Origin of the sequence: Leptospira tipperaryensis (genome assembly GCF_001729245.1) — a bacterium.
In the GTDB taxonomy this organism is placed as follows: domain Bacteria; phylum Spirochaetota; class Leptospiria; order Leptospirales; family Leptospiraceae; genus Leptospira; species Leptospira tipperaryensis.
Genome location: NZ_CP015217.1, coordinates 630268 through 654851, shown reverse-complemented (window position 1 = coordinate 654851; position 24584 = coordinate 630268). Strand labels below are relative to the sequence as shown.

General features: G+C 42.9%; 20 protein-coding genes. 15 read left to right on the top strand and 5 right to left on the bottom strand.

Annotated elements, in window-relative coordinates; genetic code table 11:
• Window positions 1–53: 53 nt before the first annotated feature.
• The 12 genes from A0128_RS03175 to crcB all read left to right on the top strand — a co-directional run bounded on the left by A0128_RS03175 (window position 54) and on the right by crcB (window position 15175).
• Window positions 54–2129 carry a methyl-accepting chemotaxis protein gene (locus A0128_RS03175; protein ID WP_069606199.1) on the top strand — a complete coding sequence of 692 codons (2076 nt, stop codon included), beginning with the start codon at window positions 54–56 and terminating at the stop codon, window positions 2127–2129.
• A gap of 84 nt (window positions 2130–2213) precedes the next feature.
• Window positions 2214–3248, top strand: a complete 1035-nt coding sequence (locus tag A0128_RS03170; RefSeq protein WP_069609075.1) for a putative peptidyl-prolyl cis-trans isomerase — start codon at window positions 2214–2216, stop codon at window positions 3246–3248.
• A gap of 49 nt (window positions 3249–3297) precedes the next feature.
• On the top strand, window positions 3298–4836 hold the full coding sequence (locus tag A0128_RS03165) for a spiro-SPASM protein (protein ID WP_069606198.1): 1539 nt from the start codon (window positions 3298–3300) through the stop codon (window positions 4834–4836).
• Complete coding sequence (locus A0128_RS03160) at window positions 4811–6382, top strand: cytidylyltransferase domain-containing protein (protein WP_069606197.1); 1572 nt, start codon at window positions 4811–4813, stop codon at window positions 6380–6382. Before A0128_RS03165 ends, A0128_RS03160 begins: the two co-directional genes overlap by 26 nt.
• A gap of 494 nt (window positions 6383–6876) precedes the next feature.
• Window positions 6877–7656 carry a TetR/AcrR family transcriptional regulator gene (locus tag A0128_RS03150; protein WP_069606195.1) on the top strand — a complete coding sequence of 260 codons (780 nt, stop codon included), beginning with the start codon at window positions 6877–6879 and terminating at the stop codon, window positions 7654–7656.
• A 75-nt stretch (window positions 7657–7731) separates the two neighbouring features.
• Window positions 7732–8163, top strand: coding sequence for a DUF1801 domain-containing protein (locus tag A0128_RS03145; RefSeq protein WP_245667192.1), 432 nt, complete (start codon window positions 7732–7734; stop codon window positions 8161–8163).
• Window positions 8164–8252: 89 nt separating this feature from the next.
• Window positions 8253–10901: a valine--tRNA ligase gene (locus tag A0128_RS03140; protein ID WP_069606193.1), complete on the top strand. Its 2649-nt coding sequence runs from the start codon at window positions 8253–8255 to the stop codon at window positions 10899–10901.
• Window positions 10891–12171 (top strand): phosphoribosylamine--glycine ligase, encoded by a 1281-nt coding sequence (gene purD, locus A0128_RS03135; protein ID WP_069606192.1) that lies wholly within the window; start codon window positions 10891–10893, stop codon window positions 12169–12171. Before A0128_RS03140 ends, purD begins: the two co-directional genes overlap by 11 nt.
• Window positions 12172–12175: 4 nt before the next feature.
• Window positions 12176–13021 (top strand): hypothetical protein, encoded by an 846-nt coding sequence (locus A0128_RS03130; protein WP_069606191.1) that lies wholly within the window; start codon window positions 12176–12178, stop codon window positions 13019–13021.
• Window positions 13022–13074: 53 nt separating this feature from the next.
• On the top strand, window positions 13075–14178 hold the full coding sequence (gene prfB / locus A0128_RS03125) for a peptide chain release factor 2 (protein WP_069606190.1): 1104 nt from the start codon (window positions 13075–13077) through the stop codon (window positions 14176–14178).
• 174 nt (window positions 14179–14352) lie between these two features.
• Window positions 14353–14778, top strand: coding sequence for a hypothetical protein (locus A0128_RS03120; protein WP_069606189.1), 426 nt, complete (start codon window positions 14353–14355; stop codon window positions 14776–14778).
• Between the two features lie 13 nt (window positions 14779–14791).
• Window positions 14792–15175, top strand: a complete 384-nt coding sequence (crcB, locus tag A0128_RS03115; RefSeq protein WP_069606188.1) for a fluoride efflux transporter CrcB — start codon at window positions 14792–14794, stop codon at window positions 15173–15175.
• A gap of 232 nt (window positions 15176–15407) precedes the next feature.
• On the opposite strand, the gene A0128_RS03110 is transcribed toward crcB, so the two are convergent.
• Both A0128_RS03110 and A0128_RS03105 read right to left on the bottom strand, forming a co-directional pair.
• Window positions 15408–16595: a serine hydrolase domain-containing protein gene (locus A0128_RS03110; protein ID WP_069606187.1), complete on the bottom strand. Its 1188-nt coding sequence runs from the start codon at window positions 16593–16595 to the stop codon at window positions 15408–15410.
• A gap of 185 nt (window positions 16596–16780) precedes the next feature.
• Entirely contained in the window at window positions 16781–18847 is a 2067-nt protein-coding gene (locus A0128_RS03105) for a cellulase family glycosylhydrolase (protein ID WP_069606186.1), read from the bottom strand.
• Between the two features lie 351 nt (window positions 18848–19198).
• On the opposite strand from A0128_RS03105, the gene A0128_RS03095 reads away from it, so the two are divergent.
• Window positions 19199–19798 (top strand): DUF2179 domain-containing protein, encoded by a 600-nt coding sequence (locus tag A0128_RS03095; RefSeq protein WP_069606184.1) that lies wholly within the window; start codon window positions 19199–19201, stop codon window positions 19796–19798.
• 21 nt (window positions 19799–19819) lie between these two features.
• Here the strand turns inward: A0128_RS03095 and A0128_RS03090 are convergent, their stop codons facing one another.
• Both A0128_RS03090 and A0128_RS03085 read right to left on the bottom strand, forming a co-directional pair.
• Window positions 19820–20350: an SET domain-containing protein gene (locus A0128_RS03090; protein WP_069606183.1), complete on the bottom strand. Its 531-nt coding sequence runs from the start codon at window positions 20348–20350 to the stop codon at window positions 19820–19822.
• A 163-nt stretch (window positions 20351–20513) separates the two neighbouring features.
• Entirely contained in the window at window positions 20514–21086 is a 573-nt protein-coding gene (locus A0128_RS03085; RefSeq protein WP_069606182.1) for a hypothetical protein, read from the bottom strand.
• A 265-nt stretch (window positions 21087–21351) separates the two neighbouring features.
• On the opposite strand from A0128_RS03085, the gene A0128_RS03080 reads away from it, so the two are divergent.
• Window positions 21352–22221 carry a class I SAM-dependent methyltransferase gene (locus A0128_RS03080; protein WP_069606181.1) on the top strand — a complete coding sequence of 290 codons (870 nt, stop codon included), beginning with the start codon at window positions 21352–21354 and terminating at the stop codon, window positions 22219–22221.
• A gap of 332 nt (window positions 22222–22553) precedes the next feature.
• Here the strand turns inward: A0128_RS03080 and A0128_RS03070 are convergent, their stop codons facing one another.
• Window positions 22554–23810: an NAD(P)-binding protein gene (locus A0128_RS03070; RefSeq protein WP_069609074.1), complete on the bottom strand. Its 1257-nt coding sequence runs from the start codon at window positions 23808–23810 to the stop codon at window positions 22554–22556.
• Between the two features lie 146 nt (window positions 23811–23956).
• Here A0128_RS03070 and msrA point away from each other — a divergent pair, with 146 nt between their 5' ends.
• Window positions 23957–24550, top strand: a complete 594-nt coding sequence (msrA, locus tag A0128_RS03065; protein WP_069606179.1) for a peptide-methionine (S)-S-oxide reductase MsrA — start codon at window positions 23957–23959, stop codon at window positions 24548–24550.
• Window positions 24551–24584 lie beyond the last annotated feature (34 nt).

Below are 24584 nucleotides of genomic sequence, written 5' to 3'. Positions count from 1 at the left end.
TTTTACTTTCTCGATAGAATGACTCTTCCGAATGGAAAGCAGGGGATCAAAATATGAGCATTCGATTTCGCATTTCTCTTTATTTATCAATCGTATTGTTTATCGGCTTTTCAATTTTGGCGGCGGTCAATGCGACCACTTCCTATCAAAATTTAAAATCCGAAGTTGAAAATAACTCCGCGATTACTTCCGAACGCTGGTCTCTCGAAGTAAAAGATATTTTGGATTCTGCGATGTTCTACGCGAGAGGATTTCGTTCCCCTCTCATCTTTACTTCTCCGGCTCGAGATCAGATCATCGGATCGATGAAGGAAGTGATCGAAAGAAATCCGGTCTTCTTCGGTCTTTGGCTTGTCTACGAACCCAATCTCTACGACGGAAAGGACGCTCAATTTAGAAACTCCTTTGCTCACGATTCTTCGGGAAGATTTATACCCTACGTTTATCAATCGGGACAAAAGGGGAAGGCGAACGTCGAAGCGAGCATAAATTATGATAACACGAACGGAGCCGGAGATTATTATCAGATTCCCAAAAAGAATAATTCCTACTACGTTTCAGAGCCTTATGTTTACAAAGCGGGCACGACGGAAGTGATGATGATTTCGATCGTAGCTCCGATCAGCAAGGACGGATTCTTTCGCGGCGCCTGCGGGATCGATCTGAAAATCGAAGAGCTACAGACCAAGTTCGGAGAAGTGAAACCTTTCCGGAACCAAGGATACATGACTCTCATTTCGCCTAGCGGCCTTTATACGGTAAACGGGAAAGACCCGAGCTTGATCGGAAAGAAAATTCCGGATTCTAAAGAAATGGAAGTTTTTAACAAACATTCTCAGGAAGGAAAAAATTATACTTACAACTCGAATGCTCACACCCACTACTACTTCCCCTTTCACGTAGGAAAGGACAAACGAAATTGGGTAATGCAGGTCAGCGTTCCGGATTCTATCTATCAAAGCGAAATTCTAAAAATTGTCTTACAATGCTATCTGGCCGCGATTCTCATTTTGATTTCCGTTTTGATCTGTTTGAATTTTATATTCCAAAAATTGATTACTTCCGGTCTTCTCAAAGCCATCGGTTTTTCCGAAGAGATCGCCAAAGGAAATCTGATCGCGGAGAAAGACTACCATCGATCCGATGAAATCGGAACCCTGCTCGGATCCATGAATCAGATGCGGGAGAATCTTCTCAAAGTGGTTCGAGAAATCGGCGGATCGGCTACGATACTCAAAAGTACTTCCGAAAAGATGGCGGATTCTTCCAGAAGTTTTTCCGATGTCGCGCAAACACAAGCTTCCGCTGCGGAAGAATCTTCTGCGGCCGTGGAAGAACTCGCTGCTTCGGCGCAAAACGTCGGTAAGTCGATGGAGAAAGCCGTTTCGAGTATGAAAGAAATCGACGGGAACGTGATTCGTCTCAAGGAACAGATCACAAACATCAACAACGAGATGCAGGACTTGGTACGCTTAGCTGCGGAATCAAAGGAGCAAGGAGTCACAGGTGAGAATGCGATGGCGGCTTCCACAAGCGCGATGGGCGCCATCGGCGAAAGCGCTTCTCGGATCACTGAAATTCTTTCCATCATTACCGAGATCTCGGAGAAGACAAACTTGCTAGCGCTCAACGCAGCCATCGAAGCGGCGAGGGCCGGAGAAGCGGGAAAAGGTTTTGCGGTCGTCGCCGAAGAAATCGGAAAACTCGCTTCTCAAACTTCCACGAGCGTACAAGAGATCGGCGCTTTAGTCAATTCTACGAACAACGCGGTATTAAACGGAAACTCAAAAGTTTCCGAAGCGTCGAGTGTACTTCGCAAACTCAGAGAACAAGTGGAAGAATTTGATCGTTACGCAAAGAACGTTCTTTCTTCCGTACGAAACCAAGAGGAGAATACGAAAGAAATTTCTCAGAGCGCGAACGAACTCATGACCTTCAGCATTCAAATCGAAGAAGCGGTCCTCGAACAAAAACGCGCAACGGATGAGATCACAAAAACGATCGTAAGCATCTCCGATGGAACTCAAGAAATCGCAGCGGGCGCGGACGATCTCACTTCTTTTTCTGGGAATATGCACGGACAGGCGGAACAATTAGGGCAACTCGTAGGAAAGTTTAGAACGAACTAAAAAGCCTTAGAAAAACGGTTGAACCAAGGGAAAGAACTGAGGATCTTACAGATCAAAGGCATTCTTACCCTTGGAGAACCGTGGATGAAGACAAAACAAACATACGCTAGACCCTTTCTCGTCGCGGGAATGTTTGTGTCCTTGTTTTTTCAAACTCCGATCCAAACCGCGGAATCTCTCAACCGAGTCATCGCGACCGTCGGCACCGTATCCATTTCCGAATTGGATCTGGATGACGCCGGAGAAAAATACAATCGTCTTCAAAAACACCTCAAACACGAAGACTTCCGAAAATCTCTTCGCACTCGAATCATAGATTTTCTCATCGATCGCGCGATCGTCGACGTGGTCGCCGAAGAAGAATCCGTTCAAGTGAACGAACAAAGAGTCGATGCGGAGATCGAAAAAAGAATGGAAGTGATGGGAATCACAACTCGTAAACAATTCGAAAAAGCGATGGAAGCTTCTTCCAATATGCCTTTCGAACTCTGGGTTACGGAACTTCCGTATCAGATCAAAAAGGGACAACTCCTTCAATTGAAGATCGCGGTCCCTCCTCCGAACGAACAAGAAATCAGAACCTGGTATAATCAGAACAAAGACAAAGTAGGATTCGAAATTCGTTATAGAATCATCGCGATCGCTCCGGACAACGATTCCGTACAGGAAGAAAACAAACTCTTTAAGGAAGTTTCCGAAATCAAAAAATCGGTTCTTTCCGATCCTTCTTCTTTTGCTCTCATCGCGGGTTCTCCCAGAAACGATCCGACTCTCCGATCCAGAAGAGGAATGGTGGAATGGATTTCTTCCTTTGATCTTTACAAATACAGTAAGATCACAGCGACCATCGCGGCCCCTCTTCCCAACGGAGGCATTTCAGACGTATTCCGAGACGAAAGAAAACGTTATTGTATCTTAAAGATCGAAGGAAAAAGACCAACTCCGATGGACAATCTTCGGGGAGGAATCCAGAACATCCTCTATCGCGATAAGGAAGAAGATACGTTTCACAAATGGCTAAAAGAATCCAGAGCCGAAATCCCGATCCAAATCTTCGACGAAAACTACAGAAAAGAAAATAAAATCTCTCTCAAAGAAGAGACTTTTCACTTAGACTGATTTTGAGTATTTCGAAATTCCAAACGTCGACCGATATTCAAACTGAGTCATGAAATTTCCGATTTCTCATTCCGCCGTTTTTTTAAACTCCGAAACGGTCACTCTTCTTCAGTCCTTATCTCCGAACGAAAGGGAAAATCTGTTTCGGCTTTCTCTTCTCAACCTCTCCAGAGTTCTTCCGGATTCCACCGTTTTTTTTAATCACTGGCCGTTTGGAGAAAATGAAATCACATTTAATTCTTTGAATATTCAAATTTTAGAAAATTTAAAAGAGGATGTTTTTTTAAAGAAGGTGGCGGAGAATCTTTTGGATTCCAGAACCGGAGATCCCGACTGGGACGACGCGTCTTTTTTTTATTTCTCCGGGCTTTTTCCTTGTTTGGACGAAACCTTGACCAAAGAACTCTATGAAAGACACGACCGTTATCTTTCTCAATATTCTTATAGCGAAAATCTCCCGGCCGGAATCGTACCTGCGATTTTATCCAGAGAATTTACAAACAGCCTTCCGGAAACGATCAAAACTTCCGCGCAGGAATATCTTCTCAAGAACATCAATCACTACGACGTGGAAATTTTTTATCACGCTCCGGATTTACGACAATATCGATTGGACTTTTCTTTAAAAAACAGAAGGTCTCTGAACTTAGTCCGGGGTTTTCTCAAAACAAAAGAGGATTGGTCTTATCAAGAAATTCTTCCTTGGATCACAAGTCATCCGGAAGTTTTTAGAACCGGTCCTTCTTATTTGGAACTCGAGGTTTATAGAGGTTGTGAACTCAGCTGTACATTTTGTCCGAGACAGTTTGGAACCAACGATCAAGACGGAACTTTTCTCGCTCCCAATTTTTTGGAGAATCTTCTCAAACAACAGGAAGCTTCTTTTTCAAACGAATACAGCGTTTGTTTTGGAGGAATGGGAGAACCGCTTCTTCATCCTCAATTCGCCGAACTCGTAAAAAGAACCGCTTCGTTTTCTCTCTTACAAGAATTGATGATCGAGACTGCGCTCTATTCCGATTTGAATCCGATCTTAGAATCTTTAGAAAAACTTCCTTCGGAAGAAAAAGAAAAAATCACTTGGATCGTGAATCTCACGACTCGAAATCCGGAAAAATATAAAAACCTCTACGGTAAAAAAGAATTGGAGAAAATTCTTTCCAACTTGGAAAAACTGGAAAAGATATTTCCAAAAAATCAAATCCATCTCCAATTCTTAAAGATAAAAGAAGCCGAAGACGAAGTGGAAGCTTGGGTCGACGAAACCGAAAGACAAGGTTACGGAGTGATTCTTCAAAAATACAATCGATTCGCCGGTTTGATGCCGGAGAAAAGGGTTACTGATCTAACTCCGATTCAGAGAGAATTTTGTTGGCATCTCAATCGGGATCTCTACGTAAATTCAAACGGAACCGTTTCGATCTGCAGACAATCTTCCGGAAAAGAATTCGGAAATCTTCATAAAGAAAATCTAATAGACATCTGGCAAAAAGGACTTCCTTCGTTTAGTAACTCATTGAACGGAAAACACGAAGCCACGGGCGCACCTTGCCTAACCTGCGATGAGTGGTATACTTTCAACGCCTAAGATCTTCGCCTTTATCCAAGCGCGAACCGATTCTACCAGACTTCCGGGAAAGGTATTAAATGAATTTCCGTTCGGCTCTGGAAAAACCCTTCTTGATAGAATTCAAGATCGAATTCGGACAGTTCTTCCCGAAGAACAAATCTTTTATTTGATTCCGGAAAACGACGACCGACTTCGATTCTTCTTGGAAGAACGAAACTATAATTTTCTTACGGGAAGTCTTTTGGACGTAAGAGAACGTTATCTAAACGCGGCAAAGACCGTTCAAGCGGAATGGATTTTGCGTCTGACGGGAGACAATCCTTTTTACGATACGCTTCATCTGGATCAACTCTTACAAACGTTTCAACATTCAAAACCGGATCTTGCTCACGTTATCAATCTGCCTTTGGGAATGGGCGGCGAAATTTTCACCCGAGAAGCGCTCGCCTGGACCCCGAACGTTTTAGAGGAAAGACACAGAGAACACGTTAGTCTTCATATCAAAGAGAATCCGGATCGTTTTCGAATTCTAAAATTGGCGTCTTTGTTAAACGAAGAAGAACAAAAAATTCTTCCTCATCTCAGGCTTACGATCGACGAACCCAAAGACTTTGAAACGACTTCCGAAGTTTTTAAAACCCTAAACGATCAAAATCCTTTCTTTGGCGCGAAGGAAGTCATTCGTTTGTTTCAAGAAACTCCGAAAATTTTCGAAGGGAATCGGGAAGTGGAACAAGTTCGTTTTGAAACTCCGAAAATACAAAATTCTTCCCAAAAGACGATCGGACTTTTGGCGGGGGATCCAGTTTTGTTCGGAAGCGGTCACTTTGAACGTTCACGGATTCTATTTTCCCTTCTCTCCGCGGAAGGATTTCGTATGACTTGGTTGAAAGAATTTCAAAACGACGGGGATTTGGATCTTCTCATTGTCGATTCGAGAGACATTCGGATTCCGGAATATTCTAAAACAAAAATACTCCTTTTGGATCATTTCGGACCCGAAAGAAAAAAATACCGCCATTTGGAAATTCTCCCTCACCCTGAAATCAAAAATAATTTTTCTCTGGATCGGATTCTCATTTCACCCCGTCTGAACTTTTTGGAAAAAAAGAACGGTTCGTATTTACTTTGTTATGCGGGGAATCTAAAACCCGACTTGACCGCTTCGTTGGATCTATATCTGGAAGCGATTCGAATTAAGGAAAATTTTTCAAAGGTCGTTCGGGTCGGAGGGAAAGGCTCCGATTTGAAAACGATCGAAGTCTTATCCAGAATTCCTACGTTTCAATTTCAAATCCTTTTGGCGGAGTCCGGCGGCTTTATCGGTTACTTCGGCCAGTCTTTGTTCGAAGCCGTATTCTTTGATAAAAAGGTCGCGAGTTTTTCCATCGGCCCCGTCCATTCCACGCTTTCAATCCTGAGCGAAGAAGAATACGGAATCCCCTTCGCTGGAGAATTGGGTTCTTCCGATTTTGGAAAGAATCCGGAACTGAAAAAGAGCGCGAAACCAGTTTCCGGAAAAGGTTATTCCATTTTGTTAAGCGAAATTAAAGAATTCTTATAAGCTTAAGAATCGAGTTTTTGGGATTCACTTCGTGAAATCCGGAAGGACCGATTTTCTGGCGACTCTTTCGAAATCCCATCCGGAGTTCCGACTTCTAACTTTCGTATTTCGTTTCATGCGCGCTTCGGATATCCTCCCCACAAAGACATTGAATTTCAAAAAATCTGTCGTAAATACGACAAACCTCCGTGAAAGTCGCGGCGGCCCCGCCCAAATTTTGGGTGGAGGGGTGGGTGGTGGAAAAATTCCGGAAACTTTCCTATATCAGAAAAACATACTTTTTGCAAGCGGAAAGCTCCCTCTTCAGTTTCGTAGGAACTCCTAGAAAACCTCTCCTCGGGACGGGTTTGGTTCTCCACGCCCAATGCACGTATTTTTGAGCGAAAGAATGAGCTCGAAATGAGAAAATCGCGGGAGTTCCCGCATTTTTCCCTATTTTTGATTGACCAGAGGCTTCCCACTTCCAAAAAATAGACCGACGGTCGGTCGGTTTTATGAAAAAGATAAATCTAAACAAACAAAGGGGGAAGGAGCGAAAAGAGGACATCCTACAATGCGCTCGAAAATTCTTCTTTTCACAGGGTTACGATTCGACTTCGGTCAACGATATCATCGACGAACTGGGGATCGCCAAAGGCACTTTCTATCATCACTTCAATTCCAAGGAAGAACTCCTCATGGAATTGACAACGACTCTTTCCGACGAAATCACGGCCGGGCTTCTCTCGGAAGTAAAATCCAGAAATCCTAAAAACACATTAGATAAACTTAAAATCATTCACGAACTCCATTTTGACTGGGTTAAAAAAAATCCGGAGATGGTCTTCTTCTTTTTAAAGGCGATCTATCTTCCTGAAAACCTTTCCCTCAAAGCAAAACTCGAAAAAGAAATGATCAAAAGGGATATCGCCTTTTTTACGGAGCTCGTCAAAGAAGGACAAAAAGACGGATCTTTTTCCAACACAATGCCCGCTGAATTCTTGGCCGAATCGATTCTTTCCATCGAAAACGTCCAGAACGAAAAATTCGCGCTCTATATGTTGGGGTTCAACGATATATCTCCGGATATGATCTACGAAAACGGTCAACATTCTCACGATCTTTTTTCCATGATCCTCGGAATTAAAAATCCATCCGCATTTCCATTTCCTAAGGAAGAAATCATTTCTTCCGCAGAAAATTTACGCAAGTTCTCACAAGAATTCGAAAAACAAAACAATGCGAAACAAAAACCTCTCCAGATTTCGACCCTGAAAGGAGGAAAGGCCGTATAATCTTTATTTAGATTCTTGCATCGACCTAAAACGAATATGTATCTTTTTTCTTTTATTCCAATTCCGACGTTTATTATGTCTTCGGAAATCTACCATTATATCGATTCACAATCCTCGATCCGAAAAGAAAGACTTCTTTCTCTTCGCACTTGGCTTATCGACACGTTCCCAGGCATCCAAGAATCGATGAAATACAAAATGCCGACGTATCAACTCGACGAGAATTGGATCTCTTTTGCTTCGCAGAAAAATCATATCTCGATCTATCTCTGTCGTCCGGATTCTTTAAAGGAACTCAAGAAGAAATTTCCTACGCTTCTTTTTGGAAAAGCTTGTCTCAATGTCAGAGATAAGGATTCGTTTCCTCTCAAAGTGATTCAGTCTTCCATACGATCGGCTCTCAAACCCAAAGCGAAGTTAAGAATCCCGAACGAAAAGGCTGAGTCTCGTAGAAAATCTATCTCAAAAAAGCTCTTTGAGACAAAATCCGCTTATCGTAAAAAGTAAGATAGAATCAATTTTTCCCGCCTAAAAGGTGGATCAGTTTGAATCCTCTTGACCCCGGGAAAATCCAGGAAAACCTGTTTTTTACGGCCATGAAAAAGCAGATAGGCGATCGCTACGAACCGAAAGAAGTCGAGAATAAATGGATTTCACTCTGGGAAGAGAAGAAGTCTTTTGTACCGGATCCAAACTCTAAAGAATCTTTTTCTATAGTCATCCCTCCTCCTAACGTTACGGGATCTCTGCATATCGGTCACGCACTCAATCATACGATTCAAGATATTCTCATTCGTATCGAACGTAAAAAAGGCAAGTCTACTCTTTGGCTTCCCGGAATGGATCACGCGGGAATCGCGACTCAGATGGTCGTCGAAAGAGAACTCGCGAAAGAAGGAAAGAAGCGCACCGACTTTACGAGAGAAGAATTCGAAAAAAAAGTCTGGGATTGGAAAGAACATTCCGGTGGAATGATCACTCGTCAACAAAGGCTCTTAGGAGAATCCGTCGATTGGTCCAGAGAAAGATTCACTTTCGACGAAGGTCTTTCCAAAGCAGTATTCAAAGTTTTTAAATCACTTTTCGACGAGGGCTTGATCTATCGCGGAGAAAGAATCATCAACTGGTGCCCCGCCTCACAAACTGCGATCTCCGATCTCGAAGTAGAATTCAGAGAGACAAAAGGGAAACTCTATCATATCAAATATCCGATCCACGGCAAAAAGGATCAATACGTAGTAGTAGCGACTACGAGACCGGAAACGATGCTCGGCGACGTCGCGGTCTGCGCGAATCCCGAGGACACACGTTACTCGTCTTTAAAAGATGTAATCTTAGAATTGCCTCTAACAAACAGACAAATCCCTCTTCTCTTTGATTCTTTCGTGGATAAAGAATTCGGATCCGGACTTGTCAAGATCACTCCCGCTCACGACGCGAACGACTTTGAAGCCGGACAAAGACTCGGACTCAAGCCGCTTCTTATCATGAACCCAGACGGAACGATGAACGAAAACGCGGGCGTCTATCAAGGTCTGGATCGTTTTGACGCTCGTAAAAAAGTTGTAGCCGACTTGGAAGCAAAGGGACTCATCGAAAAAATAGAAGATCACGTTCACGCGGTCGGACACAACTCCAGAGGAGGAGCTGTGATCGAACCTTATCTTTCCACTCAGTGGTTTGTAAAAATCAGACCTCTCGCGGATTTAGCGGTTCAGGCAGTTCAATCGGGTAAGGTCGAATTCGTTCCTAAGATGTGGGAAAAAACTTTTTTCGAATGGATGAACAACATTCGAGATTGGTGTATCTCCAGACAACTCTGGTGGGGTCATAAGATTCCGGCGTACCATTGCAAAACATGTAAACACATTGAAGTATCGGAAACTCCCGTGACAACTTGTCCTTCTTGCGGATCCAAAGAAGTGGAACCCGACCCTGACGTACTCGATACTTGGTTTTCCTCTCAGCTCTGGCCTTTTTCTTCCATGGGATGGCCGGAACAGACCGCGGATCTAAAAAGATACTACCCTACTTCCGTTCTTGTTACGGGTTTTGATATCATCTTTTTCTGGGTTTCCAGAATGATTATGATGGGAATGAAATTTATGGAAGCACCACCATTTCATAAAGTACTCATACACGGCCTTGTCAGAGATAAGGACGGAAAAAAATTCTCCAAGTCGATCGGAAACGTAATCGATCCACTCGTGATGATGGAAAAATACGGAACCGATTCTTTCCGTTTTTTCTTAGCAGCAACCCTTCCTGAAGGGAAAGACATTCTTTTCGACGAATCGAGGTTAGACGGTTATCGTTCGTTCTGTAATAAAATTTGGAATTCTTCCCGTTTTATTCTCATGAACTTGGAAGAATCTTTTACTCCCACCGGAATCACGTCTGAAATCGAAAAAGATCTAGAACCGATGGATCAGTGGATTCTTTCCAGATTCAATCATTGTCTGGAAGAATACGACAAGGCTCATTCTAAATTTCATTTCTACGAAATGGCAGCTTCGATTTATGAATTTGTTTGGGGAGATTTCTGCGATTGGTATATCGAACTCGTAAAACCAAGAGCCTACGGAAAAGTTTCCCCACGATCGGCTGAAGTAGCAAAACAAGTTCTTGTGGACGTTCTTACTCGTGCATTAGGACTTTTGCATCCTTTTATGCCGTTCCTCACCGAAGAAGTTCATTCTGTGTTTTCGGATCAATTTCTCGCCACAACCCCGTATCCGGAAGCTTATCCGATTTCGTCTGACGCGCTCGGAGTTCAAAAACTCAATCTTCTCCAAGAAATCGTAACCAGAATCCGCGTTATGCGCGCTGAGAACGGAGTAACACCGGATAAGAAGTGTAAGGCGATCGTAAAATCCGCAGATCCTTTAGCCCAGTCCGCGATCCAAGAAAACGAAGTTTCTCTTTTGCAACTCGCAAGATTGGAATCGATCAAAGTCGAAGCCGCCTACGATGTTCAAAAAACGGATTCGGTTTCCCATTTTACAAAAGGTGAAATCGTTCTTCCTCTGGAAGGTCTGATCGACGTTGAAAAAGAGAAGGCTCGACTCGAAAAAGAACTTCAGAAGTCCGAGATCGAAAAAGAAAAACTGGAAACCAAACTGGCAAATCCCGGATTTCTTTCCAAGGCCGCACCCGACGTCGTTGAAAAAGAAAGAGAAAAGTTGAATACCTTAATCGATAAGGTGGAAGTTCTAAAAAAAGGGATTCAAAACCTTGCAGGCTAAGTTGAAAGTTCTTCTTATAGGCTCGGGTGGAAGAGAAAGCGCAATCGCCTTTCATCTCAGAAAATCGCCTTTGCTAAGCGAATTGAAAGTGTTTCCGGGAAACGGCGGATTTCCGGATCACGAGATTCTACCTTCCAATTCGTTTAACGTTTTATCAAAGGAATCGGTCCAGGCTTTTTTAAAACAAAATCCTTTTGATTTCATCGTGGTCGGCCCGGAAGACCCTCTCGTCGCGGGATTTGCGGATTGGGCGGCCGAACTCAAAATTCCAACGTTCGGACCCGACTCTTATTGCGCGCAAGTAGAAGGCTCCAAGGATTTCGCAAAATCTCTGATGGTGGAAGCGAACGTTCCCACCGCGGAATACGCAACGTTTACTGAATATTCAGCTTCTTTAAAGTATTTGGAATCCAAGACGATTCCGATCGTAATCAAAGCGGACGGACTCGCCGCCGGAAAGGGAGTCACCGTTGCCACTACGAAAGAAATGGCTGTCAACGCCCTCAAAGAAATCTTTGAGGATAAAAAATTCGGAGAAAGCGGCAACCAAGTCGTAATCGAAGAGTTTATGGATGGACAAGAAGCTTCCATCTTTGCGGTGTCAGACGGAGATTCTTATTTTTTACTACCGGCAGCTCAGGATCACAAAAGAGCGTATGACGGAGACGAAGGACCGAACACCGGAGGGATGGGAGCTTATTGTCCCGCACCGGTCGTAACCGATTCTATCTTGGAAAAAGTGAAAGAAAGAGTCTTCGATAGAATGTTTGAAATCTTTCGTAAAAAAGGACATCCTTATAGAGGCCTTCTTTATGCGGGATTAATGATCTCTTCCGATGGAGAACCTAGAGTTGTAGAGTTCAATTGTAGATTTGGAGATCCCGAAACACAATGTGTACTCGCAATGCTCGACGGTGATCTATTAGAACTTCTTTATACAGCTTCCACAAGCAAGATCAAAGGGATCCAAGCCTCGGTAAAAAAAGGCGCCGCCACCGTAGTAGTCCTCGCCGCACAAGGATATCCGGATTCTTATGAAAAAAATATTTCCTTAAATCTGCCTGAAACGACTGGTCAAAACACTTATCTTTTTCACGCGGGAACTTTAAAAAAAGATGGAAAAGTTTTTTCATCCGGGGGGAGAATTCTCGGAGTAGTAGCCTATGGATCCGATCTAAAGAGTTCGGTATCTCAAGCTTATTCCTTCCTGGAAAATATCCAGGCTCCCAAAACGTTTTATAGAAAAGACATCGGACACAGAGCCCTTTAAACCTATGCCATTTTTGATTTCTGGAAACCTGGATCTCGTGGATCGACATAGCCTCAAGAAGATGGAAAAATTTCTTGGGATCATATTGTCACCAGGACAGTTCCCCGTGGAACAATACAATCTACTCAGACACGCTCTTCATAGAAATCTAGATCCTGACGCGTTGATTCGAAAGATGAATCGGCAAGAACTACTTTCGTTTATCTATATCATCACCCAATTCGGAGACGTGGTAAGAGCGGAGACCCCGGTAGAATATCTGGACATAGAAAAAATTCCTTTGGTTTTAGAATGGCAGAAAGGTCAATACATGATTCCGTACGAAGTATTGGATCACCTTTCCACTTCTCGAATATTCAAAAATCAGAATTATCTCTTCGCACTCATTCCTTCTCTACCCGCAAAAGAAAAAAAAGCCTGGATCGAATGGATCGGCTCGGGTTATGGAAAAACGTTTCCGAGAGAAATCAATCACGAACTTTATTTTCAGTGCAGACATCTTCAAAAACCCTTTCAGGGCAAATCCCTTTTGAGAGAAGAGACGATTCAACTTTCTCAACTCTGGCCTTCCGGTAAAAATGAAATCGTGGATTGGTTTCATAAAGGGATCACTCCTTTTTATACTGCGATGAAAGAGCTTTCAAGAACGGAAAAAGATCCATTCTTACTTCACGTCTTGGATTTGATTCGATCGGGCAAACTCATCTTAAAGAAGAATCCGGAAGAATTCCGAAAAAAGGAAGAATACATTTTAGTAGCTACGGTGGAAGGCAATACTCCGCAACTTCGTGACACCGTTTTTTCCTGGGAACAAGAAAGAGAAAACAAAGAAGACTTTCTTTTCCAATAAATCCAAACGAATCTAACGTTTGGAAAATATCAAATCGATAAAAAGCAAATAATATGGAAGTAAAATCAGCAAAAGAACTCAAGAGAGTATCCAAAGAATTACAGGAGAATTTCCAAAATCGTTGGAAACTCTTAAATTTGGAGCAAGACAAAGACCGACTGAAGTCTCTCAGCGAAAAAGCCGAAGATCCGGATCTCTGGAACAATCCGGAAGAAGCGAGAATCGTAAGCCAGAAAAAAAACGAACTCGAAAAAAAGCTTACACCTTGGTTTTCAATACAACAAGATATATTAGATTTTCCTGATTTAGTCGATATGACTTTGGACGAGAAGGGCGAAAACGGAGTCGGAGAATTGTCTTCGGAGTATCAAAGACTTCAAGAGAAGTTCGAAGAACTTGAATTGCTCGGAGCGCTCCAAAATCCAGAAGACATCAAATCTGCCTTCATCAATATCCATCCCGGAGCGGGTGGAACCGAAAGCCAGGATTGGGCGGAAATGCTTCTGAGAATGTATATGAGATTCTTTGAAAAGAAAGGATATCAATATTCTTTAGTCGACATACAAGCCGGAGACGGAGCTGGAATCAAAAACGCGACGATACACGTGGTTGGAGACTGGGCGTTCGGATTTTTAAAAGGAGAAAACGGAGTTCATCGATTGGTAAGAATTTCTCCTTTCGACGCAAACAAGAGAAGACATACGTCTTTTGTTTCCGTTCACGTAAGTCCGGAGATAGACGACGACATCGATATCAAGATTGAAGAGAAAGACATTCGAGTGGACGTTTATCGTTCTTCCGGCGCGGGCGGTCAGCACGTCAACACGACCGACTCTGCGGTTCGAATCACTCACATGCCTTCCGGAATCGTAGTCGCTTGTCAGAACGAAAGATCTCAGATCAAAAACAGAGACACCGCTTTTAAGATGTTAAAAGCAAGACTCTATGAGATGGAACAAGAAAAGGCAAAAGAAGAATTGGAAAAGAAATCCGGAGAAAAAAAAGATATTTCCTGGGGTTCGCAAATTCGAAGTTATGTGTTCCATCCTTACAATCTTGTAAAAGATCATAGAACGGATCATGAAACCGGAAACGTAGCCGCCGTGATGGACGGAGAAATAGAACCGTTTATTCTCGCTTATTTAAAGACGCTCTAATATTCTTTGGGGCGGCTCCTTCCGACCTCCAGTCGGGAAGGAGCGGGCTTGTTTCGCGCGTCGCGCGCTCCACATCCCTGTCGCACGACCCATAGGGAGTGCGACATTGAGTTTCAGCGAACGAAGTGAGCGGTCGCATCACAAAAAATTGAATCCAAAAAGCGAGAATCGAATATGTCTACTCTTCCCAAAAAAATCAAATACGGTTGTCTCTGGGGAATGTTAACTCCTTTTGTAACTCTCTTTGTCTCTATCGGAATTACAATTTTTCTTTTAAAAGACGATTATGGAAAAGCAGTGTCCGTCGGAGATTGGATGATTCTCGCCGGAAAACACATTCTTCTTTTTGGAGGGATTCTTGTTGCCGTCATTCTTTCCTTGCTGATTGGAATTTGGTTTTCGATCAAAGACTCAAAACCTATCGAAACCCTCAGAATTTTTTGGCCAGTATTGATCATTCTCATCTATTGGATCGCGCCCAATCTTCTTCCGGGGCCCGTGGACGATTCCATCGTGACCTTAGGAGTGGGAATCTACCAGATCTATCGATATTTTACGGAGCGAAAAAAAGAAGAAAGCGCGTCTAACGTCTCTTCTTAAAAAGTTAAGAACGATGAATTTGGAAAGAACCCTTGTTTTAATCGGAATCGGCGGCGCCATAGGAAGCGTTTTACGTTATCTTTTACAATATTGGTTCGGAACGATACTCGGTTTCAAATTACCGATGGGAACCTTGGTTGCCAACTTTCTGGGTTCGCTCGTGTTGGGAGTTGCCTACGCAATCTCGGAAAAATTTCCGGAAATTAATCCGGAATGGAGATTTTTTATCGCATCCGGTCTTTGCGGGGGATTTACCACGTTTTCTACGTTCTCTTATGAAAGCCTTCAGATGTTGAGAACGGGTAACTATATTCTATTTTTTGCATATATTGGTCTAAGCGTGTTCGGTGGGATAGGGTTCGCACTCGCAGGAGTTTGGATCGTAAAGTGGTTTTGAAGAAGCCCCTACTTTTTATCCAAGGCGTTTTTAGGCGAATCTGTAGGAGTTCCTAGAAAATTTTGAAAAAGAAAATCTGATTGTAAGAAGAATGTTTTTGTGATATAGAGATTTTTTGGAATTTTCCCACGAAGCCCGCCTCCTCCACCCAATGAGGGTGGGGGCCGCGAGAGTTTCACGGAAGAAGTCGGAACTCCTACAAAATCGAAATTCTACAATGGAACTTCGCTTATCAATTCGTTGAAGCGATGATCTTGTCCAAAAGATTTCCTATTTCGAGAATCACCTCTGGAGAACCGTATCGGCCTGCGGTCGTTACCACGATCATATCCAAATCCGGAATCACATAGATCAACTGTCCTCCGTTTCCAAGAGCCGCCTTCCAAGGAACGTTTCGGTTTGTTAGGCGAGTCTCTCCGATCCACCACTGATAACCGTAATCCATGGAACTTCCATCGCTTCGAAAAAAAGTAACGTTAGTCGAAATCTGAGGTTTTAAAGAATCTTGAATCCATTTTTTTGGAACGATCTGTTTCCGATTCCAAACTCCTTCATTTAAGATCAATCTTCCTAACTTCAACATATCACGCGGCCTCAAACGTAAACCTCCAAAAGCAAGCCCTCTTCCATGTCGATCTTCCACCCACTCATAATCCTCGATTCCGATCGGATGAAGGATCCACTCTCCCGCCAAATCCTTGAGTGATTTTCCGGTCTTCTTCGTAAGAATCTCCGCAAGAACGGAAGTGCCTCCTCCGTTGTAATTAAAAGTTTTTCCGGGAACTTCCGAAACTTCTCGGTCAAAAACAAATTCCACAAGATTCTTTTTCCAATACAAACGTGTTTCGTCGCTGAAAAGAAATCCGGATCTCCATTCTTCCCAGTGTAAGCCGCTGCTCATCGTAAGCAGATGTTTCCAAGTGATTGTCTTTCGTGGATCATTTTCAGAAATGGAAAGTTCAGGAAAGGAAGAGAGAACGGGCGTGTCGATTCCTTCTATCAATCCCTTTTCTATCGCAATCCCGAAGAGAAGAGAAACGACGCTCTTGCTCACCGATCTCACGTCGTGTAACGTTTTTTCATTGAAAGTGGATTCTCCATCAAAAGGAAGACGGAGTCCATAACGGAGACTCAGAGGTTTATCGTCCCCATCGTGATAGATCTCGGTCACAAGTTTTCCGTGTCGCTCAATCAAAAGAGAATGGAATCCGCTTTTTTCGGAAGCGGATCCCTTGAGCAAGTCGCAGAGTTCCTCCGAATCAAAGTCTGATTCTTTCGCGCTTGCAATTTTCCAAAATGAATCCGCTTGCGGAGACACGCATTCGTTTGTTACAAGTCTTACGGGAGCGCCCTGACATCCCGTATTAATAAGAAGAATGAAAAATAAAATGATAAGAAGACGGTCTTGAAAGTTTAACATGAGAAGAATTTAATTTCCTTTTTTCGATTTAAAGATCCTTCTTTTGGACTCTCGATTTCGAACTTCGATTCCGGAATCTTTCTTTTTACCGGGTTTTCTCAAGTCATATTTCAAGCTCCGGATTCGAATCGAACATACAACACAGCACCACAAGGTTTCTAAAAGGACTTTACAATCCGCCTCTTCTACTGAGCCGGATATCCTCCGTAAGTCATCTTTCCAGTCAGATAAACCGGACTTTTCTTTTCGACAAGAATTCTTTGATTGAGATCCGTCTGTAAACTTGTAAGAAACGAGTCCGAATATTCCACTCCGTTTCCATCCACAATCAAAATGTAATGTATTCCATTCTCCGGGTCTTCTCCGTTTTCCAAATCGTCCCAAGAAAGCAGAAGAGAACCGGAACCGTCCGCGCGATCGGGATCGGAAATCAAAATCGATTCGTTGAGAACGTTTGAAACCACGGACGTCAAACTCTTGTTATAGATCTTAGAATCCGATACGAACACGATACTCTCCGTTGTTAAATGCGGAGGAATAAAAAGTTCGGTCGGCGCATCGGAACTTCTTCCTTTCCAGATCAAGATCGCAAAACGTCTATCTCCAAAATAAATCGAACCGTTTGTTTTGGGACGAATTCCTCCCCAGGCGTAGATATTGTTCCAGGAATCGGCGCCTAAGGTATTGTAGTAAAAACTCAAAATTCTTCCTTGAGATCTCCGAGGATAACTCCTCTGAATCGCCTTAGAATCCAGATTCCAACTCGTCCCGTAGTTTCCGATCACCGAAAAGTTTTCATCGTTCCATGCGTCTTTTTTTGTGACCAGCTTCGAAACGTTTCCGTTCTTATATTCGAAATGATTGTCGTAATAATAATCCCAGTGCCACTGAGTTCCTGAAACCAAAAGAGAATAAAAATCCGCATAACGCGTCTTAGTCGTCTGCTCAACGTCGGAAATCTCCATCGCCTGATAAACTGCGGAAATCATCCTCGGAGTGTCCTTGGCTCCCGTTCCGTTTAACCACATTCCGAATTCGCTCAAAAATACCGGAATCTTTAAGAATCTCGTTTCTTTTCGAATCTCATCCAAATACTTGAAATAAGTGGCGTTGTCGATTCCGGTCAGATCCGTTCCCATCCTCCCAGCGTCATAAAAGTGAGAATTGAATACAAAACCGGGACCCGGCAAAGTTGAAAGATGACCTCCTCCGGTCGGAGGAACGATCGCGCTTCCCACATTCGTATTCCAGAATACAAGAGGTTCTGCATATACGTATTTTGCTTCCCATCCGTTTGCGTTCAGCTCTTCACGGACTTTTCTGTAAAAAGGCCAGAGTTTCTGATTGTCCCATTGGGCCGCAGAAAGTCCTTCCATCCCTCCGTCGACGGGTTCGTTAAACGGATCCATTCCCAAGACGTAATCAAATTCTTCAGAACTTAATCTTTCTTGAATGTATTTAGCCGTTTTTCCCAACTGCCAGATAAACTCAGTCTGCATATTTCTCGTCCCCGCGGAGCTAGGAAAGGAAGAATTGTTCCAAAAGTTTCTGAATCCTCTTCGAATCGCCTCGTTCGTCAAATTGTTCTGACTCCAATTCGCGCAGACGATTCCACAGTATTCGCTCGGATATAATCCGGAAGGTGTGACCCATTTCGGCGCCCCGTTCCCGGTGTACCAAGAATTCTTATTAAAAAGATTTCTTGAAAATAGATCCTGATGATAGTCGACCAATACATACATCTTTAGCGCGATCGCCTTCTTCATCTGCGCGATGACAGAGTCCAAATAAACGGTATCAATCGTATCGACTCCGGTATGAACTCCTTCCCAAGCAATAGTAAAACGAATCATATTGGAACCCGTTGTCTTTCCCAAACGTGAAAATCCGATTTCTGCATCCGCTTCGTTCTGAAAGGGTTTGAATCCGTGTTGCACAAGTTTTGTATTACCGGAGATATTAAAACCTCGAAAGTATGCTTCTCTTCCGAGCGCGTCTAAGAAAATCGGATCCGTCTTTGTGAGATACGTCTTTTCCCCGATCAAAATCTTTCGAGATTCGGGAAGATCCCTGAAGTTTAAAGAATGATTCGACGTTTCATTCAAAAGCGAAGAATTCAACGGTCTTGTAATCGTTAGATTCTTATCACTGGAAGAAAACAAAGAGAAGAATACGTTCTCCTTTGAATTGGAAGGTTCGCATTGATAGAGAATGGAAGACAAAAGAAACAAGGAAAAAATGTATCGATTCATGGAGAGGAATCTTAGAATCGAATTTTAGAATTGAAATCCAATTTTAAAAAAGGATTTAAAAAAGAACTACGTTAAACGAAATCGATATTTTATTTTTTTAAATCTATTCCCGAATTCTAAGCCGTTTATAAGTCGTTTATCAACCGCCGTCTTTTTAAAAATCATAGAATCTTTGAATCTTACAAAACAAATTCTACTCGTTCCCAACGAGATTCTTACGAATTTTATTTTGTCTAAATCGAACTCCGAGTCTTTGAGAAGATTAGGAATCATCCGCGTTTTCCAAACGAACTTTAAGAATCGTGTATTTCTCCTCGACGTTTTCGATTTACCAAACAATCCTTGTCTTGTATGGAACTGAGCTTTCCTTCTCCCGGTAATCCGATCTTTGATTACGTTCTTCTTCCTTGTTTTATCTTTTTTTCCAGAGTGGCCGACGTATCAATCGGAACGATCCGCGTCATTCTTCTCACCCGAGAGAAAAAAGCGATCGCGGCTTCGCTTGGATTTTTAGAAGTCCTCCTCTGGGTTGTAGTTATCACACAGGTCATCAAAAATCTGAACAACGTCTTCTGCTATCTTGCGTATGCCGGAGGTTTCGCGACTGGAACTTTTATCGGAATGATCTTAGAAGAAAAGTTGGCGATCGGTTTTTCTCTTCTTCGTATCATCTCTCCTCGAAACGGATCTGCGATCGCGAACAAACTTTCCGAAGCGGGTTATCGAGTCACTACGATGGACGGACAAGGAAGCAGAGGACCGGTGAAGATCGTCTTTACGGTTTTAAAAAGAAAAAAGATCCGCCAGGCAATGGCGATCGTAAAGGAAGTGGAACCCGACGTTTTCTATTCGATAGAAAACGCGAGAAGCACCAACACTGCGATTTCGGAAGATTCTCCAGGACTTCTCAGCAGAGGAATCCTGGAACGAATCTTAAAGGTCAGAAAATAGGATTTTTCGTTTTAAGTCGTTCTATACTGGAATTTTAACGTACAGCTTTTTGATTTCTTTTTGGATGAATTTTGGAAAGTGCATCTGATACTCGTTGATCAGAAGCTTCCAATCGTCTTTTCGGATAAATTTTCTGCAGTTGGCAGATCCGCAACCGCACTCGAAGGTCTGGTCGAAGTTCACTACGAAATTTGCGTAATCAATCGTAAGTTCTTCTCCGGCGAGAATTTCCCTCTTAGCGACAATGTTGTCGTCCTCGTCATACCACATATTGGGATCACAAGAATGATTCATAAAGTTAGAATGGTTGATTACGTATTCGCCGCTCGTTGGCCCGGTGACGATTCCAAAATCCACATCGTATCCATACTTCATGAAGATGTCCTTCTCAGAATCGGGAAGAGACTCGGCTTCTTCAACCGTCAGAACTTTCCACCCGAACTCTTCATCCTCGATCCACTCGCTGTAACTGAACAGCAGAGTTCCTTGGGGGATGGTCTTCGTCGCGAAGGTTCCGTTCTCCCCGAATTTGTTGATTCGTTTCTCGATCATGCAGAAGATCCCTGCGTTTATTGCCTAAGGCAAAATTTTTATCTATCAAGAATGGGATAAAAAAAACTTCAATTAAAATACTAAAATCGAGTAATATTTAATGCAAGTTCCTCTCGAAGCTCCCGGTTCGATCTTACTCTCTTCCAAGTAGTAAATAAATTTCTTAAGGACGATTCTCAAGCAAACCCGAAGGAATCCAGGGTTCCAGATAGGTCTCACCTTCTTCTTCGGGTAAATCCTTCCTTAGAATTTTGAAATTAGAACCGGAAATCTCTAAAACGAGAGAAGACTTGTGAAAGAGCCAGTTCCTGTTCCCCGATCTTTCCAATCCTGCTTGAGTTTTCCCAGTCTCTAAAAAACAAACCGCCGAGAAACGACTTCCAATTTTCTCCTGAAGAAGTAAAACCTGTTCCTCGAAGTCTCTTCCTTCTCTGTCCTTAGAAAGAGAACCGAAGTCCACGAAGATCGGAAGAATTTTTTCTTCCTTAGGAATACTATCCGAAAGAAGAAAGGACCCGGCCTTCAAAATGGATTCCGCATAAAAGAAAACGGGACTGGAAGAAAAAATCTTTTGCTTGGAAGTAATTTTTGCGAGTCGATGAAGCCTCTCGAGATTCAGAGAGCCTTCGGGAAATATGAGAACGGGATAAACCTTCTTGCGATTGAGTTTCTTTTTCCAGCGAAGCAACAAATTGCTTCTTGCTTGGATCGGATCTAGGAGCGTTAATAACAGCATGATTCTCTCTGAGTTTATAAACTTCGAAAACTTCTTCCTTGGGAAGAATCGAAATTGTACTGAATTTCAAACGGACTCAAGATGAGAAACGGAGTCCTAAAATACTTATCGGATGGACTAAATATATGTATAGCATTTTATCAAATGAAATCTAAATTCAACCTGTTTCTTTTTCGGTCCTCAAAGACCTCGTGTCCTATAATGCTTCAAATCGCCAATTTGCGACATTCTATGGAATATTTCCCTCAGGGAAGAATTTTCTAAGATGACCTCCGCAAAACGCTTCGGACTCGAAGAAGCTCCGAACACTCTGACTCATCTCCTTCTCAATCCTAAGAATTCTTCTTGGGCGAATTTCGGTTTTTGGAAAGACACGGAAGACTACCCGACCGCTTGCAAAACGTTAGCCTCTCTTTTAGGAAAGACGGCCGACTTAAAACCGGAACAAGAAGTTTTGGATCTCGGCTTCGGTTGTGGAGATCAGTTCTTTGTCTGGAAGGAAGAATTCTCACTCCCATTTTCTCATCTCACAGGAATCAATCCTTCTCCGGTTCAGGTTGAATTTGCAAAAAATCTCTTAAACGAAAAGAAGGAAATTCTACCCAAATTGATCTGCGCTTCTTTGGAAAATACGATGTCTTCTTTTCCTGAAGAAAGTTTTGATCGAATTCTTTGCTTGGACAGCGCCTATTTTTTTCCGGACCGAATTCGATTTTGTAAGGAAGCCTTTCGTGTTCTTAAACCCAAAGGACGTCTGGTTTCCGTGGAACTGATTCTCAGAGACGGGCGTTTTGGAATTTTAGATTCTTTGTTTCGAAGTTTTGTCTGCAAGCTCAGCGGAATTCCTTCCAAGAACCGAGTGACTCCGAATTCTCTTTCTCGAATTCTCAAGGACGTGGGTTTTAAAACCGATGAATTTACATTCTTAGAAAAAAACGTCTTTAGAGGATTTGCAAAATTCTTAAAAGAAAAAACGAGACCCGGTCAAACTGAAATTCCCGAGAGGATCGCGGCCAAATACGCGAGCTTCGGAAAATTCTTAGGGGGAGAAAGAATGGAAAAGTATTTCCAATTCGTTCTCTATTCCGCCGAAAAGCCGATATCGGGATTGAATCTTCAGAAAAATTTGTCGTAACTCCGACGGCTCTTCCGTGAAAGTCGCGCGCCCCGCCCTGATCTTGGGTAGAGGGGAGCGGTGGCGGGAAAAACTCGCGGCGACTTTTCTCTATCACAAAATTCAACTTTAAGCAAGTGGAATTTTCCTATTCAATTTTGTAGGAACTCCGACGGCTCTTCCGTGAAAGTCGCGCGCCCCGCCCTGAACTTGGGTGGAGGGGTGCGGTGGCGGGAAAAACTCGCGGCGACTTTTCTCTATCACAAAATTCAACTTTAAGCGAGTGGAATTTTCCTCTTCAATTTTGTAGGAACTCCTACAAAACCCCTTCGCTTTGAATAGAAAAAGCCCGGCTAAGAGCGCATCGATTCGTTGACCCAGCGTTTTACATCCAAGGACGTGGAAACACCCGCTTCGAGAAGAGGGATTCCATATCTTGCATAGGATCCGCAAAACCAGACTTTTCTTCCGGATTGTTCTTGAAGACTCTTTAGTTCTTCGATGGTCTTTTGATTTTTGAGATCGATCACCGGTCTTTCAAAACGAGAACGGGAAATCAAGGTCCCCGCCTTCGGATCTCCTAAAGGATTCCAAGTCTGAAAGATCTCTTCTTTTCCGATCTCGGGAAGAACCTTGTTGAGACGAATCGTCGCAGACGGTTTGTCGGTTTCGGGAGAAAGAGTAAAACAGAGAGGAGCCCAGTGACTTTTTTTATTGGGCATAAAAGAAGAATCGGTGTGCATGAGAATTTCAGATTCTTCGTAACGAAAGGAAGCGAGAAGCTCCTTTTCCCGACTCATCTCGTCCGGAAGAAGTCCAATCGCTTGGTTGGCCGGAGTTGCAACTACGACACGATCAAATTCTTCTCTTCCGTCTTCGAAGTTCACAAAAACTTTTTTACCGTTGAGTTCGATCTTTTTCGGATTCGATTTCAAACGTACTTCTTTTGCGCCCACGGAAAGACGAGTTGTGATGTCCCTCGTTCCATGACTCGCGGTTAAGAATCTAAGAAATTTCAAACCCTGAGCGTGATAACTGATCACCGCCTCTGCAGGATAATTTTTCGCGCTCTTGAGTGTACAAGTGTTGATCGTCGCGAACATGGGAACCAAATACTTATCTTCGAATTCTTTTGAATAACCGAATCTTTGTAAGAATCCCGAAATCGTAAGTTGTTCGCCTTTCAGAGATTCCCACTGGTCCGCAGATTCTCTGTAAAATCGAATCGTGTCTCCGAAAATTCTTCTGGATTCCCCGGTCTTAAAACAAACGGGAGAAACGAATGGATAAAAATTTCCTCCGAGTCCGAAGGTCGCAAATTGAAAGTATGTAGTTCCGTCTCTTTCGCTTAACGAAAAAGAATAATCGACGGGCCGAAATTCGATTCCCGCTTCGCGATACATCTCGATCAGACAGGGGTAGTAGTTTTGTTTGAAAGCTCTGAAAGGAACGTCGAATCTAAAAATTCTATCCTTGAGAGCCACATCGGTTCCGTGTGCATCCATTCCGGGAAGTGAATGACGTTCCATGAGAACAACCTCGTGTTCTTTACTCAGATACCAACAAGCGCTGAGTCCCGCGATTCCACTTCCTAAGATTGCGATTTTCATATTCTTACTCTTAGAATTAGAATCTGGAAAAGAAAACATAGAAATTTTTTCTCTTTCGAAATGAAAAACAAAAAAACGGGATTTGTTTCGTTCTCTCTCTGTAACCGCTCCGTCAAAATAACGAACTCTGTTCTTAGGAGGGTAGAATGCTCTACTCCAAAATTTTTATCGTTTTCTTTCTCGGATTTTTCCTTTCTCCTCTGAGCGCGGGTCCAAAGACGGAGAAGGCTACGTTCGCCGGCGGTTGTTTCTGGTGTATGGAAGGTCCGTTCGAATCCTTACCGGGAGTGATCTCAGTCACATCGGGTTATGCGGGAGGCAAAGAAGTCAATCCTACTTATGAAGACGTCGGTTACGGAAGAACTGGTCATAGAGAATCGGTTCAGATCGAATACGATCCTTCTAAGATTCGTTATTCCGAACTCTTACGCGTTTTTTGGAGACAGATCAATCCGACGGATAACGGAGGTCAGTTTGCGGACAGAGGCAATCAATATCGAACCGGAATTTTTTTTCACAACGAATCACAAAAGAAAGCCGCCGAAGAATCCAAAAAAGAATTGGAGAAGTCCGGTAAATTCAACGCTCCTATCGTTGTAGAAATCATTTCTTTTACTTCTTTTTATCCTGCGGAAGGTTATCATCAGAATTATTATAAGACCAACCCGGATCACTATAAATCGTATCGCAAAGGTTCGGGAAGAGAGGCTTACTTGGAAAATCTCTGGGGCAAAAAATAAAAATCAAATTGCCGTGATTCTGCAAACGGATATC

What these genes read in the sequence shown, in the direction of transcription:
- A0128_RS03175 (WP_069606199.1), top strand. Translation starts at nt 54, where the DNA reads ATGAGCATTCGATTTCGCATTTCTCTTTATTTATCAATCGTATTGTTT.
- A0128_RS03170 (WP_069609075.1), top strand. Translation starts at nt 2,214, where the DNA reads ATGAAGACAAAACAAACATACGCTAGACCCTTTCTCGTCGCGGGAATG.
- A0128_RS03165 (WP_069606198.1), top strand. Translation starts at nt 3,298, where the DNA reads ATGAAATTTCCGATTTCTCATTCCGCCGTTTTTTTAAACTCCGAAACG.
- A0128_RS03160 (WP_069606197.1), top strand. Translation starts at nt 4,811, where the DNA reads ATGAGTGGTATACTTTCAACGCCTAAGATCTTCGCCTTTATCCAAGCG.
- A0128_RS03150 (WP_069606195.1), top strand. Translation starts at nt 6,877, where the DNA reads ATGAAAAAGATAAATCTAAACAAACAAAGGGGGAAGGAGCGAAAAGAG.
- A0128_RS03145 (WP_245667192.1), top strand. Translation starts at nt 7,732, where the DNA reads ATGTCTTCGGAAATCTACCATTATATCGATTCACAATCCTCGATCCGA.
- A0128_RS03140 (WP_069606193.1), top strand. Translation starts at nt 8,253, where the DNA reads ATGAAAAAGCAGATAGGCGATCGCTACGAACCGAAAGAAGTCGAGAAT.
- A0128_RS03130 (WP_069606191.1), top strand. Translation starts at nt 12,176, where the DNA reads ATGCCATTTTTGATTTCTGGAAACCTGGATCTCGTGGATCGACATAGC.
- prfB (WP_069606190.1), top strand. Translation starts at nt 13,075, where the DNA reads ATGGAAGTAAAATCAGCAAAAGAACTCAAGAGAGTATCCAAAGAATTA.
- A0128_RS03120 (WP_069606189.1), top strand. Translation starts at nt 14,353, where the DNA reads ATGTCTACTCTTCCCAAAAAAATCAAATACGGTTGTCTCTGGGGAATG.
- crcB (WP_069606188.1), top strand. Translation starts at nt 14,792, where the DNA reads ATGAATTTGGAAAGAACCCTTGTTTTAATCGGAATCGGCGGCGCCATA.
- A0128_RS03110 (WP_069606187.1), bottom strand. Translation starts at nt 16,595, where the DNA reads ATGTTAAACTTTCAAGACCGTCTTCTTATCATTTTATTTTTCATTCTT.
- A0128_RS03105 (WP_069606186.1), bottom strand. Translation starts at nt 18,847, where the DNA reads ATGAATCGATACATTTTTTCCTTGTTTCTTTTGTCTTCCATTCTCTAT.
- A0128_RS03095 (WP_069606184.1), top strand. Translation starts at nt 19,199, where the DNA reads ATGGAACTGAGCTTTCCTTCTCCCGGTAATCCGATCTTTGATTACGTT.
- A0128_RS03090 (WP_069606183.1), bottom strand. Translation starts at nt 20,350, where the DNA reads ATGATCGAGAAACGAATCAACAAATTCGGGGAGAACGGAACCTTCGCG.
- A0128_RS03085 (WP_069606182.1), bottom strand. Translation starts at nt 21,086, where the DNA reads ATGCTGTTATTAACGCTCCTAGATCCGATCCAAGCAAGAAGCAATTTG.
- A0128_RS03080 (WP_069606181.1), top strand. Translation starts at nt 21,352, where the DNA reads ATGACCTCCGCAAAACGCTTCGGACTCGAAGAAGCTCCGAACACTCTG.
- A0128_RS03070 (WP_069609074.1), bottom strand. Translation starts at nt 23,810, where the DNA reads ATGAAAATCGCAATCTTAGGAAGTGGAATCGCGGGACTCAGCGCTTGT.
- msrA (WP_069606179.1), top strand. Translation starts at nt 23,957, where the DNA reads ATGCTCTACTCCAAAATTTTTATCGTTTTCTTTCTCGGATTTTTCCTT.